This is a genomic window from Heyndrickxia sporothermodurans (assembly GCF_003055045.1).
Classification (GTDB): domain Bacteria; phylum Bacillota; class Bacilli; order Bacillales; family Bacillaceae_C; genus Heyndrickxia; species Heyndrickxia sporothermodurans.
On record NZ_NAZB01000066.1, the window covers coordinates 1 to 12,910 of the forward strand.

General features: G+C 34.8%; 20 protein-coding genes. 6 read left to right on the forward strand and 14 right to left on the reverse strand.

The window, feature by feature from the left end; all coding sequences use genetic code 11:
- The first annotated feature begins 29 nt into the window (after positions 1-29).
- Both B5V89_RS18235 and B5V89_RS18240 read left to right on the forward strand, forming a co-directional pair.
- On the forward strand, positions 30-806 hold the full coding sequence (locus B5V89_RS18235; protein ID WP_108073394.1) for an ABC transporter ATP-binding protein: 777 nt from the start codon (positions 30-32) through the stop codon (positions 804-806).
- 365 nt (positions 807-1,171) lie between these two features.
- Positions 1,172-1,819 carry a YitT family protein gene (locus B5V89_RS18240; protein ID WP_244913539.1) on the forward strand — a complete coding sequence of 216 codons (648 nt, stop codon included), beginning with the start codon at positions 1,172-1,174 and terminating at the stop codon, positions 1,817-1,819.
- A 20-nt stretch (positions 1,820-1,839) separates the two neighbouring features.
- Here the strand turns inward: B5V89_RS18240 and B5V89_RS18245 are convergent, their stop codons facing one another.
- The 10 genes from B5V89_RS18245 to B5V89_RS18285 all read right to left on the reverse strand — a co-directional run bounded on the left by B5V89_RS18245 (position 1,840) and on the right by B5V89_RS18285 (position 7,197).
- Positions 1,840-3,102: an MFS transporter gene (locus B5V89_RS18245; RefSeq protein WP_066231296.1), complete on the reverse strand. Its 1,263-nt coding sequence runs from the start codon at positions 3,100-3,102 to the stop codon at positions 1,840-1,842.
- Positions 3,103-3,198: 96 nt separating this feature from the next.
- Positions 3,199-3,408: a hypothetical protein gene (locus B5V89_RS18250; protein ID WP_108073396.1), complete on the reverse strand. Its 210-nt coding sequence runs from the start codon at positions 3,406-3,408 to the stop codon at positions 3,199-3,201.
- Between the two features lie 94 nt (positions 3,409-3,502).
- Entirely contained in the window at positions 3,503-3,760 is a 258-nt protein-coding gene (spoVIF, locus tag B5V89_RS18255; protein WP_108073398.1) for a sporulation-specific transcription regulator SpoVIF, read from the reverse strand.
- A gap of 159 nt (positions 3,761-3,919) precedes the next feature.
- Entirely contained in the window at positions 3,920-4,066 is a 147-nt protein-coding gene (locus B5V89_RS18260) for a YjcZ family sporulation protein (RefSeq protein ID WP_084347620.1), read from the reverse strand.
- An 83-nt stretch (positions 4,067-4,149) separates the two neighbouring features.
- Positions 4,150-4,506, reverse strand: a complete 357-nt coding sequence (gene spoVAE, locus B5V89_RS18265) for a stage V sporulation protein AE (RefSeq protein WP_066231306.1) — start codon at positions 4,504-4,506, stop codon at positions 4,150-4,152.
- A 27-nt stretch (positions 4,507-4,533) separates the two neighbouring features.
- Complete coding sequence (spoVAD, locus tag B5V89_RS18270; protein WP_107920754.1) at positions 4,534-5,550, reverse strand: stage V sporulation protein AD; 1,017 nt, start codon at positions 5,548-5,550, stop codon at positions 4,534-4,536.
- Entirely contained in the window at positions 5,550-6,026 is a 477-nt protein-coding gene (gene spoVAC / locus B5V89_RS18275) for a stage V sporulation protein AC (protein WP_108073400.1), read from the reverse strand. Before spoVAC ends, spoVAD begins: the two co-directional genes overlap by 1 nt.
- Positions 6,027-6,042: 16 nt before the next feature.
- The gene (locus B5V89_RS18280) at positions 6,043-6,516 is read right to left on the reverse strand and encodes a YhcN/YlaJ family sporulation lipoprotein (protein ID WP_108073402.1); all 474 of its coding nucleotides are present in this window, start codon (positions 6,514-6,516) and stop codon (positions 6,043-6,045) included.
- Positions 6,517-6,638: 122 nt separating this feature from the next.
- A complete protein-coding gene (locus B5V89_RS20635; protein ID WP_258223536.1) occupies positions 6,639-6,770 on the reverse strand; it encodes a hypothetical protein in 132 nt (43 codons plus the stop codon).
- Positions 6,771-6,840: 70 nt separating this feature from the next.
- Entirely contained in the window at positions 6,841-7,197 is a 357-nt protein-coding gene (locus tag B5V89_RS18285; protein WP_108073404.1) for a DUF1360 domain-containing protein, read from the reverse strand.
- A gap of 233 nt (positions 7,198-7,430) precedes the next feature.
- Here B5V89_RS18285 and B5V89_RS18290 point away from each other — a divergent pair, with 233 nt between their 5' ends.
- A complete protein-coding gene (locus B5V89_RS18290) occupies positions 7,431-7,934 on the forward strand; it encodes a CotY/CotZ family spore coat protein (protein WP_066231319.1) in 504 nt (167 codons plus the stop codon).
- A 96-nt stretch (positions 7,935-8,030) separates the two neighbouring features.
- On the opposite strand, the gene B5V89_RS18295 is transcribed toward B5V89_RS18290, so the two are convergent.
- From B5V89_RS18295 to B5V89_RS18310, 4 genes are all read right to left on the reverse strand, one after another.
- Complete coding sequence (locus B5V89_RS18295) at positions 8,031-8,615, reverse strand: CotO family spore coat protein (RefSeq protein WP_066231321.1); 585 nt, start codon at positions 8,613-8,615, stop codon at positions 8,031-8,033.
- Between the two features lie 195 nt (positions 8,616-8,810).
- Entirely contained in the window at positions 8,811-9,164 is a 354-nt protein-coding gene (locus tag B5V89_RS18300; RefSeq protein WP_066231324.1) for a hypothetical protein, read from the reverse strand.
- A gap of 40 nt (positions 9,165-9,204) precedes the next feature.
- A complete protein-coding gene (locus B5V89_RS18305; protein WP_066234334.1) occupies positions 9,205-9,693 on the reverse strand; it encodes a hypothetical protein in 489 nt (162 codons plus the stop codon).
- Between the two features lie 85 nt (positions 9,694-9,778).
- On the reverse strand, positions 9,779-10,165 hold the full coding sequence (locus B5V89_RS18310; RefSeq protein WP_066234335.1) for a 3-hydroxybutyrate dehydrogenase: 387 nt from the start codon (positions 10,163-10,165) through the stop codon (positions 9,779-9,781).
- A 256-nt stretch (positions 10,166-10,421) separates the two neighbouring features.
- On the opposite strand from B5V89_RS18310, the gene B5V89_RS18315 reads away from it, so the two are divergent.
- The 3 genes from B5V89_RS18315 to B5V89_RS18325 all read left to right on the forward strand — a co-directional run.
- Positions 10,422-11,405 carry a glycosyltransferase gene (locus tag B5V89_RS18315; protein WP_066234337.1) on the forward strand — a complete coding sequence of 328 codons (984 nt, stop codon included), beginning with the start codon at positions 10,422-10,424 and terminating at the stop codon, positions 11,403-11,405.
- A gap of 32 nt (positions 11,406-11,437) precedes the next feature.
- Positions 11,438-12,130: an N-acetyltransferase gene (locus B5V89_RS18320; RefSeq protein WP_066234340.1), complete on the forward strand. Its 693-nt coding sequence runs from the start codon at positions 11,438-11,440 to the stop codon at positions 12,128-12,130.
- A 253-nt stretch (positions 12,131-12,383) separates the two neighbouring features.
- On the forward strand, positions 12,384-12,910 hold a 527-nt coding region (locus tag B5V89_RS18325), incomplete at its 3' end, for an NTTRR-F1 domain (RefSeq protein WP_133174990.1).

Here is a 12,910-nt window from a genome sequence, read left to right on the forward strand (position 1 = left end):
AAACTTATTATACGAGGAGGATTGATTAAATGAGAAGCAAAGTCAAAAAAGGTTATTTAAGACTTACACATATTAATAAAAGTTATAAAAATGTAGCAGTTTTAAAAAATCTTAGTCTCACAATTCAAGAAGGAGAATTTATTGCGATTGTTGGTAAAAGCGGATGTGGAAAAAGCACATTACTTCGTCTCTTATCAGGTTTGGAAAAGCCGGATAGTGGAGCTATAGAAATAAGTGGTAATAAACTAGAAAAGTTAAATCACGAGTCTCGATTAATGTTTCAAGACGGTCGCTTACTCCCTTGGAAAACGGTTGGCGAAAATGTAGCATTAGGTCTCACCCGTGAATCGAGTAAGGAAGTTAAAGAAGTTCTTCGCAGCGTTGATCTTGATAACCGGATTCATGAATGGCCTGAAAAACTTTCCGGTGGGCAAAAACAGCGCGTAGCACTCGCACGGGCTCTCATCCATAAACCACGTCTTCTTTTATTAGATGAACCATTAGGAGCACTTGATGCATTGACAAGATTAGATATGCAAGGTCTAATTGAGCAAATTTGGTTACAAAAAAAATTTACTGCACTTTTAGTTACCCATGATGTGGAAGAAGCGGTTTCGTTAGCAGATCGGGTAATTATTCTTAAGGATGGGAACATAGCAATGGATGTAAAAGTTCCATTACCGAGACCAAGACCTAGAAGCCATTTAACATTTCAAAGCATTGTTGAAATGATACTAAATGAAATTTTAGGAATTCCAAAAAAACATACCCAAATTATCAAAAAATCGTATGAATCCTTTGTTTAATTGTAAATAGGAACAAAAGCGCAAGCGCCTTGCTCATCGACGTAAAAACTGGAGGGACTTTGACTGAGATAAAGGAAACACGATGAGCCTGAAAGGCGAATCGATGTTGACTTATCGTAGGGAAAAGTCCTGAAGTTTTCTAGTCGATAGGCGCTGGAGCTAGACGTAGACACTTTATATAACAAAGTTATCCACAATGCGTAAAATTTATAATTTCCGCTAAACACACAAAAAGGCAATCCGAATTGTAAACTGATTGCCTTCTTGACTATTTTAATTTGTTTAACAAAATCGTTCGAGTCATATGGAGGATAAAAAATACATACATATTAACGAACAAATATTTTGTTATAGGACTGGTAGTATTGATAAAAAATAATTTCCGTAATGTACGAAAAATTTCCGAAAAATATTTCTACATCATTCTCGGATCAATTATTCAAGGATTTTCCATGGGATGTTTTCTTTTTCCGCATTTTATTCCTTCCGGAGGCGCAGGTGGGATCACAGTATTGCTTAATTATTGGTTCGCGCTCCCAATGAGTATCGGACTTTTTATCATTAACGCCTCTATGTTATTAATTGCTGTACATTATTTAGGTACTTCAAGTGCAATTGGAACATTAGTAGGGATCACGGGTACGTCTATAGCCGTTAATTTATTTGAAGTTTATGTTCCTTTTTCTTTCCAAAATGTTTGGATAGATCTTTTTATCGGTTCTGCTACTTTAGGAATTGGTGTTGGATTATTGCTTAGACAAGGGGTTTCACATGGAGGAATCGGAATTCTTGCACTTATTATTTCAAAATTAAGAAAAATCCCCCCAGGGAAACCATTATTTTTAATAAATGGGGTAATTTTTATCATTATTTCCTATATTATTAGTTGGCAAATTGTTGTACAAGCCATTATTTGTCAATGGTTTTCCACAAAGGTTATTGATTGGATTTTTCATCTCCAAGTTCCACCGAATATCATATCATTTTTGCAGCCACAATATCGAAAAAAGTAGAAGCAATTGATTTCACACTATTATCTACCTTCAACCGGTTGTAGGCTAGTAAAGTTGTTACTTTCCTTTTTATTTTTCGACTTTGCTCCCTCTTTGTTTGGATGTATGAGTAGTAAAGCTAACAGACCAACAACAAAAGTTAGACTAGCTATTGATAGAAACATACCTAGTTTTGACCACTCCATAAGCCGACTAAATACAGGTGGACCAATAGCAACCCCTAGAAAACGCACAGAACCATACAGTGAAGTGACAAAACCTCTTCTTTGAGCACCTACTGCATTTGTAATTAAGCTATTTATACATGGGAGCACAAATCCTGTACCTAAGCTGCTTAATGCAAGAATGGAAATAAAGAGAACCAATGGTTTAATAAAAGTTAAAAGTCCATAAGATATCGTCATAAATAAAAATCCTAAAACAATTAACTTTTTCATTATCGGCTGGTTTTTCCCTATTTTACTACCTGTAACATAAGACGTTGTACACATAACCAATAAAGGAATAGCTAGTATTAATCCCTTTATTACACCATTAATATGATGCTGTTTTTCTAAAACATCAGATAAATAAAATAAAATTCCAAATAATGTGAATAGGCAAGTTGCCCCTGCTAAATAGGTTGTAAATAGCCAGCGTCCTTCCTCTTTATAAACGGAAAGCAGACCTTTTACATATTTTCCAAATGGAGGCGGGGCCTTTTTCTTTGATTTCTCTTTAATAAATATCCACGTTAAAAGGATCGAAATGACACAAATAGCGGGAAAAGCAAAAAATACTCCGTACCACGCTAAAATAGCAATTAACGAACCTAATATCGGTGATAGCACCTTCCCAAATCCGTTTGAAGCTTCTATTAGCCCTAATACTCGACTTTCTTGTGCACCTTTAAAGAGATCCCCTGCAAGTGCCATAGCAATCGGTGCTGTTCCTGCTGCACCAATCCCTTGTAAACTTCGGCCGATTAATATCCATACAAATGCATGTGAAAACCATGCAGATGCAAAACCGGCTAATAATCCGCCGATTCCGTATAGAAATAATGCAGGGACAATAATAACTTTCCTGGAAAATCGATCTGATAGGTACCCTAGTATTGGGATAAAAATAGCCGCAACGATTGAAAATACGGTAATCGTTAAACTTACCTGTAATTGTGATAGGTGGAGCTCCGATTTCATTTTTGGCAAAATCGGTACAAGCATGGAGTTTCCTAATGTCATAATTAATGGAATCGATCCAATTGCTATTACCGTTAAATTTGATGGTTTTTTCTCAGACATGACAACTCTTCCTTCCAAAAAGCTTTACATGTCTTAGAATCTCCATCCGCTTGCATATTTATCAAACCTATATTTTACAAAAAGTGAATTTGATCATTAAATATATTTGTTAATGATTTTTCCCTTTCCTGTAAAGTCTGCTATCGTTTTTTGAACTAAATTATTTTTAGTTTGTGATTCTTTTTGGTTTGGTGGGTTTGAAATCTTTGAGGTATGATGTAACTTGATATAGTCTTCTTGTTTCTGATACATACGGATTTTGTATTGAGTATAAGCTTCATGAACTAATGGTAAACGATATCCCATGACAATCCTCCTTCATCATGTATCTTTCTTTACCCTAAAACTTTCTATAAAAACATACGAAAGACCTGCATAAAAAATGCAAGCCCTTCTTAAATTATTTTTTATTGTTGATCATTTTTGAGATTGTATTCATATCAATGCTTTTGCCATCTTTGACAATAGAATTGACTATTTTATTTTCCATTTCTTTTGAAACGGGTTTATTTGCAATTTGTGAAACCCTTTGAACAATGCTGCGAACGGTATTTTCATCTTTAAAATTCGCGTTTTGTAAAGAATTCGCTAATTCAAAGATGTCTTTCATATTTACACCCGTTTTTTTCTCAATATTTTTAAAAAAGTTATTTTCCATACTTTTTCTCGCCCTCCCTTTCAACTATATTATGTTATGAAAGGAGGATTAAAAAGGTGAAAACAATTGCGGACGAACATAGAAAAGTAATGAAAAGTACAAAAAAAATAAGATGAAGTAAAACAATTTGTTTTACCCCATCCTTATTCTAATTTTATATTAGCAAAAGCTTGCTCCTACGATAATTAACAAAATAAATAACACTACAATCAATACAAATGTGCTTCCGCCGCCAAATCCACCGGCGTAGCCATATCCGCCATAACCACAGCCGCCTACACAACCGTATCCGCCGTATCCGAACATTTACTCTCACCTCACTTATCTGTTTTCACTAATAGAATATGTTAGGTGTGATAAATGTGTATGGGCACTAAAAAAGAAAAGGGTTATCCTTTCGGTTTAAATATCAATGCACCAATAAATCCAAAAATGATGGCAGCGGAAATTCCCGATGAAGTAACCTCAAACATACCGGTTAACACTCCGACAATCCCGTGTTTATTTGCTTCATTCATTGCACCTTCGACAAGTGAATTCCCAAAGCTCGTAATTGGAATCGTTGCACCCGCTCCTGCAAAATCAATTAATGGTTCATACAACCCAAAACCCGATAAAACAGCTCCGATAACTACCATTAAACTTAATGTATGACCCGGAGTTAATTTGGCAACATCAAATAATAATTGACCGATTAAACAAATGATCCCTCCAATAATAAATGCCCAAAAAAACATTGCTAACATGTTAAATACCGCCTTTCTATTCAATATTTACATATACTCAATGGAAACCGCATGAGCGATACAAGGGATTGTTTCCTTTTGTTGAAAAGACAATGGGGAAAGTAATGCACCAGTGGCGACAACTAAAATTCGTTTGTACACACCTTTTTTCATTTGATTTAATAAATGCCCATATAATACAGTTGCAGAACAGGCAGGTCCACTTGCGCCGGACTGTACTGGCTGGTCTTTTTTATAAATTAATAACCCACAGTCATTAAACTTATCTTCATTAATTTTAAGTCCCTTTTGCTGAAATAAATCTAAGGCAATATTCCGACCAATAGTTGCCAAATCCCCTGTAACGATAAGATCGTAATAAGAAGGATCAATTTGCAAATCTTGAAAATGTCTTTCGATTGTATCAACCGCTGCAGGAGCCATCGCCCCACCCATGTTAAAGGGATCAGAAATACCGAGATCAATTACTTTTCCAATCGTTGCAGATGTAACCCTCGGATGTGGTTTTGTTTCATTTATACCGGATGAGACTAATGCAAATCCTGCACCTGTTACTGTCCATTGGGCAGTTGGAGGTTTTTGTCCACCATATTCAGTTGGATATCGAAATTGTTTTTCCGCTGATGCATTATGGCTAGACGCTCCGGTAATGATTTTTTCTGCACCTTGATAATTAATAATAAATGATGCAAGTGCAAGTCCTTCCATAGAGGTTGCACATGCGCTAAATAAGCCAAGATTGGCAATTTGATTAGTTCTAGCAGCAAAGCTTGACGGTGTAATTTGATTAATTAAATCACCTGCTAAGAAAAATTGAATTTTTTCTTCCTTTAGTCCTGTTTTCTTTAAAATAATGTCCACTGCATCTTCTATCAATACTCTTTGCGCTTTTTCATATGAATCTTGCCCCATCCAAAGATTGTCATGTAACTTATCAAAATCATCTGCAAGATTTCCATTTTTCTCAAATGGGCCGCCAACAACCCCTGTTGAAGAAATAACCGGATGATTGGCAAATACCCACGTTTGTGAGCCCTTTAACATTACAATCCCCCCCATTTAATAAGGATCGTTTTAATTAAAGCAACAACAAATGCTGAAAACACACCAAAAACAATGACCGATCCGGCTAATTTAAAAATATTACCTCCTACTCCTAAAACATAGCCTTCAGTTTGATGCTCGATAGCTGCTGAAATGACAGCATTGCCGAATCCTGTAACAGGCACAGCACTTCCGGCACCTGAAAATTGACCAAGCTTGTCATACATTCCAAACCCAGTTAACAACATAGCAAAAAATACCATTGTGGCAACCGTAGGATTTCCGGCAGTTTGTTCGGTAAAATTAAAAAAGTAAATATAGAAATAGGTTACTGCTTGTCCAATGACACAAATTAAACCTCCAATAAAGAATGCACGAATACAATTTTTTAGAAGTGGACGCTTAATTTCATGCTTTTTTTCTAATTGATCATATTGAATTTGTTGAGGCGTTTTCGTCTTATTTATATTTGCCATTTAACACACACTCTTTCTATGTTAATTCTTCCGTTAATTTAATAATTTCGTTAAATCTTTTTTTCGCTTCTTTTTGAGAAATCGTTCGATCACTGATTGCTTCTTTAAGGCGAACCGATTCAAGAAATATTTTGTAATCACTTGATACGATAAATTTTTTTTTCGGAAAATGATGTTTCAGTTGTTTTTGTAGATTTTTTTCAATTCTTTTCATTTTAAAGCGGTAAAAATGTTTCACCTTATATGCAACAAGGATTCTTTTATCGCCTTCAATGACTGCAGCATCATATATTGCCTTGTTTTGCAACACCTCATTTTTAACTTGCTCAGAGATAGAATGTTCTTGATCTTCTCTTATCTTTACCGGAGCAGGCTGAGTCGTTTTCATTAAAGCTAAACGACTTTCTTTACTATCTTGTTCGTTACTGCAACCCATCATTATTAGAACGATGATTAACAACCAAGTTTTTATTAGCAATGAATTTTTCATCATAATTCCCCTCAAATTAATTTCGTAGCTACCATTATTTTTAACTGAAATATTTTAATTATGATATGGAAATTAAAGGTAGGAAAAATGAACGTCAAAAAAAATAACAGGCGATATGCCCGTTATTTTTTCTTTTTCTTACCGCAACCGCAGCCACCTTTTTTGACCAAAGTCCCTGCCCCTTTGGAGTTTACTTGATTTTGTCCTAATTGATAATTTGGTAATACTGGAATTTTTCCATTTTGTTTCTTCAATTCACAACATCCTTTCTAATATATAGCCCCATATTTTATATTATGTTGTAAAAAACGGGTTGTTCGTGCACTAGTCTAGGATTTTTGTAATAATCGATTCAATGATCCCCGCGATTCCTGCAATAGCAAGAACAATGATGACCGGTTCGACTACAAATGGCCACATTAACCATGTCAAATACAGGACAAACGAGCACCAAACGCCGGTACACCAATAACAGCTCAATAACTCACCGATCCAAGCTCTAATCCCTGTTCCTTTTATTTGAATATACGTTGACATATTTCCTTCATCATCAGCCATTTCTACTTCATTATGAAAAGGTTTCCGTATAAACGCGGTAATACTATCCGATACAATTAACCGAGTTAACCGGAAACTTGCTAAACCGAATATTATTAATAAAAACCAAGACGACTGTATCATTCAACATTCCCCTTTTATGAAAACTCCTTCATCCATCAGACTATGTAGCTCCCCTAGTTTTACTAGGCAAAAATCTAGTAAAACAGGAGGAATTCGAATCCTTATTGGTATATAGGATAAAATCCTATGCCTATTTTTCAAAAAAAGCCAAGACATTCGTAACAAATTGAGGTCATTTTCAATATTCTATTAATGTGATGTACATTACAAAAAATTAAGGAGTTGAAATTTAAATGAGTTACAGAGATCATGATGATCGCTTAAATTGTGTATGCGATGTAGTAAACTTTATAAATGATTTACAAGATGCTGCTGAGGAAGATGAAAACAATTGCCCAACCAATTGTTTAAACCCAGTGTTAGGTGCTAATACAAATAACAAACATCACCACAGAAAAAACACACGTCCATTCATTCTCTTTACTGAAGATGGTAATCCATTCGAAGCATTCTTTAAACCAAATGAAGGTTGCCATGACTGCCCATGTGATAAGGATGGCAAAAAGATTCACGACAAAATTGATTTCTTCTGTAAATCAATTTTCTTTAGAGTCGAGAATGTTGAAGGGTGCTGTGCAGTATTACGTGTATTAGAACCTGAATGTACAACTAGCCCTTGCCCGCAAGTTGACAGACCACAAGAAAATTTAAGGCTTTCAGATTCATGTATTACAGTCGATCTGAGAAAATTCATTGCCATTCAATGCTTAGATGACATTCATTTACCAGGCTGCTAACAAGAAAGAAACTTAAACAAATGATTGATTTCCATTCAAATATTCTTAGTATTTATTTACGGAAAGTCGATAAGAATGAGCTTATCGACTTTTCCTTTATTTTGTAAAAATTTTAATATCTTTGATTTCTGCTTCATTTAATTGAATTGGATGCTCGCCCATTTTCAATTGATCAAATACAACGATTCCATCCCTATAATTTAAAACAACACCAGTATAATTATTGTCTTCCGTCTGGATTTCAACAATTACTCTAGGAATATACCCAGGCTTATTAACTAAAAAATATATCTTTTCAGTTACATTCATTTCTCTAAACGATCTTCTTTGATATCCTGTATTTTGCTGCGGAGAATTCTCAATCATTGTATGCATTGTTTTTCCGTTTTCAGGTACTTCTTTTGAATTACCTTCAATTTGCTCGCCTTTGATTTTTTCATCTTCATTAACTGGATCACCGTTTATTTCTTTGCCACGATCATTTTCATTGTCCAATTCAGTGTTTAATTCACTATCATCTTCAATTTTGGGTGAAGCAATTGCTTCCATTGTTTCACTTTCTTTTGTTGAAATCTTACTTGAAAAAGTCGTCTGCATATTCACTGATACGGGTTTCGATTCTGGTTGGATAATATATAAAAGAGGTTTTCTTTTTTCATAATGATCTTTACTAGTACTCAAACAAGGCACCTCCGTTCGAAATAAGTAAATATTACATTTTATTTGTATGCAATAAAATGAGGAAGGTGCCTATATGGATTAAATACAATTTAAGGAGGTATTCGTTAAATACTGTCTTAGTATATATATAATTTTTATCTTCAACTTATTACATCGTTTGAGATCTCCCCTTCATTGGATTGAAGGGGAGTTTTTTTAATATTTATTTAAATTTCTTATTGCTTCCAAAAAAGCATCTCGATATTTCTGTTGCTCATTAATGACCGTTTGCAATGTCGTTAACAAGGATTTATTTAATAAGCTCGATTCAGAATCATCCTTATTGTCCAAAGAATTCAGGAGGAATGTATAAACGAGCATTAAGGTAGAATAATTATCAACATATGTTAAATTGATCGCATGCCCCCCTCTGCCACCTTGTGCATGTGAATTTACAGATGGGTTTGATCCGTCAATGATGGTTTCAGCTAATGTTGCTGCAACCTCACCAGATATGCCTAAATCCATTAATTTTTCTTTTGCCAGTTGTACCTTATCAATTTCGCTCATCTTTTCACTCCTTTCTATTGGACGATATGGAAAAGACGAATTAAGCTACATCAATCCCATCGTTATCAATTGCTTTATTTTCGTTTTCACTAAAGTTTCTATTTAAATTGCCATTTAAATTATCGCTAAAATTATCGTTTAAGTTATCATTTAAATTATCATTTAACAATCCATTGAGGTTGCCATTTAAGCTTCCATCTAAGAAACTTACAGGAACATTCGTAACTGGATTAATTGGCGCGATTAGACCTCCAGCTCCTCCAGCTCCTCCAGCTGCCGTTGCGTTACTATTCGCTAAGACGGCAAAATTATTTGCAGCAGTAGCTAAGGCAGTTCCACCATTGCCCCCTGTAGATGTTAAGTCTCCATACTCATTAATAATTCCTTGAATTTTAACAACATCATTGCCATTACCATTACCGTTGCCATTACTTTTATCATCATCATTATTTTGACGGTCGCGTTTGTCATCATTTTCATTATTTATTGGATCACAATCATAGATTCGATAAGGCTTCATTCTACTCATAACTTTCACCTCCTGTCCTTGATAATATAATCTATGTTTTTATAGTTTAGTTGTATCCGCATTTATAGTAGGGTTATCGTTGATTTTACTCCTTGTTTTCTTGATTCGGTAAATCCATTTCAAATAGCTTCTTCTCATTTAATAGAACACTTAGTTTCCCGTTATCTGTTTTAATAACTGGCATTTTCCCTTTCCAGCTGGAAGATGCCAATTTTGATAATAAGTTGGAGCTTGATAGGCCCGATATTACTTGAGATAAATCTATCTGAGAATTTTCCTTTTTAAGTTTATTTATATTCTGGCCGCCAAACAAATTAGCTAAATTTTCATTTACTGCAGCAATTGCCTTTTCAATACTCTGATTAACTGATTCCACGATTTGGTTTACTTGGTCTTGGTTAAGATTTGATAATGAATCTCCGTCAACACTCATTTGAAATTCACCATCTTTTCCTTTCATCTCCTCATTCATTAACCATCACCTCCTTGACTACTACTTATAGGGTATTAATCTTATGTACAATCCGTTTCCGCAAATAACGGAGTGCATTCGCATATTTTTACTAGTTTAAAAGGTGATATGCCTATTATTCTATTGCTATTAACTATTGAAAATAGGAAGGAGTCTATAAAATTATCTTTTATAAACTTACTTACTCAAAACTATGCTGTTGTCTGATTTCACTATTTCTATAATTGAATATTGTATAGAGGAAGGAGTGATCTTAATGAGAATTATTCATGGACCGACTGAAATAGCGGGTCAAATAGGGATTCTTTGTAATCAATTGCGTAAAAATGGTTATCTTGTTGGAGGGTATAATTGGTTTCACACGTACTTGAATTATAAAAATCATATCATTAACACCGATCTATTTGAAATCGGACCGGAAATACCAAATTATATAAAGCACATGGACATCTTTCATTTTCATAATGGAGAGTCATTTGTACAAGAATTTGGCGACTTACCGCTTATTAAAAAGGCAGGAAAGAAAATGTTGATGCATCATTGGGGAAGTGATGTTCGAAATACCGAAATAACAAAGAAACTAAGTCCATATCCGCTTCCTCCAAGTTATTTTTCCGACGATGAAATTCACGCGCGGCTGGAAACTACCTCAAAATATATTGACACAGCTATTGTTCAAGACTACGAGTTATTACCGTATGTAAAAGATTATTATAAAAATGTGCATGTCATGCCCCTTGCTTTTGATATTCATAAATATGAACCATCTTATCCACGAATTGATAATGACAATCCATTACTTATCCATGCACCAACGAATCGTGAATTTAAAGGATCAGAGTATATTGAACAAGCAATTGCAAATTTAAAAGAGAAGGAAAGTTTCACTTTTAAACTGATTGAAAAAATGAGTCATAACGAAGCACTTGAAATTTATAAAGAAGCCGATATTATCATCGACCAACTGCTAGTCGGAACATACGGCATGCTCGCTGTAGAAGCAATGGCAATGGGGAAGGTTGTCGTTGGATTTATCCGGGATGATGTTCGCAATCAATTACCGCTTGAACTGCCAATCGTTAATGCTACACCTGACAATATACAGGAAGTATTAGCCGATTTAATTAACAATCCTAAGAAACGCAACGAACTCGGCCAACAGGGAAGAAAATATGTTGCAGAGTATCATGCAGCTAATAAGGTCGTAAAACAACTTATTAATATATACAAAGAGTTGTAAAAAAGAAATGAATTAAACGGAGGAATTATTTAATGATTCATGAATCGGTAGTCTTCGGCAAAAATGTAATCTTCGGAGAAAATATAATAATAGAAGAAAATGTCGTAATTGGTGATAATGTGAAAATCGGAAACAACGTTACCATTAAAGCAAACACGAAGATTGGGAACGGTGTTCAAATAAATGATTTATCCATTTTAGGTAAAGGGACATCTACAAATAAGAAAATGGCTAGAAAACCTTCTAATAGTGCGGATCCCTTAGTCATTGAGGATGATGTCATCATCGGATGCAACTGTGTTATTTATCGAACCGTTTTGCTTAAAAAAGGTGTGTTTGTGGGAGATTTATCAAGCATTCGCGAAAATGTCACTGTGGGTATGGATAGCATTATTGGCAGGAATGTTATCGTTGAAAATAAAACAACCATTGGAAAACGAGTTACGATTCAAACCGGATGTTATATTACGGCGGATATGATCATTGAAGATGAAGTTTTCTTTGGCCCTTGCTGCTCAACATCTAATGATAAATATATGGGAATGGGAAATTTTGAACATCAAGGTCCAATCGTGAAAAAAGGAGCAAAAATCGGTAATAATGCTACACTTCTTCCTGCTATTATTATTGGGGAAAATTCAATTGTTGGTGCAGGTGCCGTAGTAATAAAGGATGTTCCTTCAAACAAAACAGTGGTTGGAAATCCAGGTAGATTGTTAAATTAAATACCAGCTTTTTATCGATAAAGTAATATACCTGAGATTATAATTTTTCTTCTTTAAAATAGGCAAAATTGTTCACGGTCCCCCGTTGAAAAGGATTATTTCAACCTTGGGGACTTTTACTATTTTTTATAACTTCCTAATTAATAGTGAATACGTCGGTGCTCTTAAAAGAACTTCACATAGAATAGGATATCTTCAACTTCTTAATAGAAGACTTGAAGGAATTATTAAGAAAGGAGGTATAAGTAGATATATGGCTATTAGAGATTTAATTGTTAATGGTGACTTCGAATCAGGCACATTATCTCCTTGGATTATATTAAACGCATCTACCACCGTTACTTTCTCTCATTCTGGATATTTTTCTGCGCAACTATTTGGAGGAGATTTAAACTCTTTTATTGGACAATTTGTTCCAGCAAGTGCGGGACAAAGTTTTGAATTAATTGTTTCATTATCCAAAATAGGAGTTAACCCCTCACCACCCGTAACTATACAAGTAACCTATTTTGACAGTCTATTTAACTTTCTTGGATTCGGTAAACTCACAAATATTGCAACTGAACGTGTGCCCAATGTTGAGAACAATGTAACTTGGCTAGAAGTCTATCAAACTACTTCTCCAGCTCCAGCAGGAACCACTCAAGCATTTGTCTTAATAAACAAACTCCCTCTTACTGGAAGTGCAGATATTCTAGTAGATGATGTTTCTCTGCTTCTTTCCGAAGCTATGGGATCACCAGGACCTACTGGGCCTACCGGACCTACTGGCGTGACTGG

Bases quoted from the DNA above. Each gene is read 5' to 3' on its own strand.
- spoVAC (WP_108073400.1), bottom strand. From the start codon at position 6,026: ATGGCAAATATAAATAAGACGAAAACGCCTCAACAAATTCAATATGAT.
- B5V89_RS18260 (WP_084347620.1), bottom strand. From the start codon at position 4,066: ATGTTCGGATACGGCGGATACGGTTGTGTAGGCGGCTGTGGTTATGGC.
- B5V89_RS18290 (WP_066231319.1), top strand. From the start codon at position 7,431: ATGAGTTACAGAGATCATGATGATCGCTTAAATTGTGTATGCGATGTA.
- B5V89_RS18300 (WP_066231324.1), bottom strand. From the start codon at position 9,164: ATGAGCGAAATTGATAAGGTACAACTGGCAAAAGAAAAATTAATGGAT.
- spoVAE (WP_066231306.1), bottom strand. From the start codon at position 4,506: ATGTTAGCAATGTTTTTTTGGGCATTTATTATTGGAGGGATCATTTGT.
- B5V89_RS18280 (WP_108073402.1), bottom strand. From the start codon at position 6,516: ATGAAAAATTCATTGCTAATAAAAACTTGGTTGTTAATCATCGTTCTA.
- B5V89_RS18235 (WP_108073394.1), top strand. From the start codon at position 30: ATGAGAAGCAAAGTCAAAAAAGGTTATTTAAGACTTACACATATTAAT.
- B5V89_RS18250 (WP_108073396.1), bottom strand. From the start codon at position 3,408: ATGGGATATCGTTTACCATTAGTTCATGAAGCTTATACTCAATACAAA.
- spoVAD (WP_107920754.1), bottom strand. From the start codon at position 5,550: ATGTTAAAGGGCTCACAAACGTGGGTATTTGCCAATCATCCGGTTATT.
- B5V89_RS18245 (WP_066231296.1), bottom strand. From the start codon at position 3,102: ATGTCTGAGAAAAAACCATCAAATTTAACGGTAATAGCAATTGGATCG.
- B5V89_RS18305 (WP_066234334.1), bottom strand. From the start codon at position 9,693: ATGAGTAGAATGAAGCCTTATCGAATCTATGATTGTGATCCAATAAAT.
- B5V89_RS18285 (WP_108073404.1), bottom strand. From the start codon at position 7,197: ATGATACAGTCGTCTTGGTTTTTATTAATAATATTCGGTTTAGCAAGT.
- spoVIF (WP_108073398.1), bottom strand. From the start codon at position 3,760: ATGGAAAATAACTTTTTTAAAAATATTGAGAAAAAAACGGGTGTAAAT.
- B5V89_RS18310 (WP_066234335.1), bottom strand. From the start codon at position 10,165: ATGAATGAGGAGATGAAAGGAAAAGATGGTGAATTTCAAATGAGTGTT.
- B5V89_RS18320 (WP_066234340.1), top strand. From the start codon at position 11,438: ATGATTCATGAATCGGTAGTCTTCGGCAAAAATGTAATCTTCGGAGAA.
- B5V89_RS18315 (WP_066234337.1), top strand. From the start codon at position 10,422: ATGAGAATTATTCATGGACCGACTGAAATAGCGGGTCAAATAGGGATT.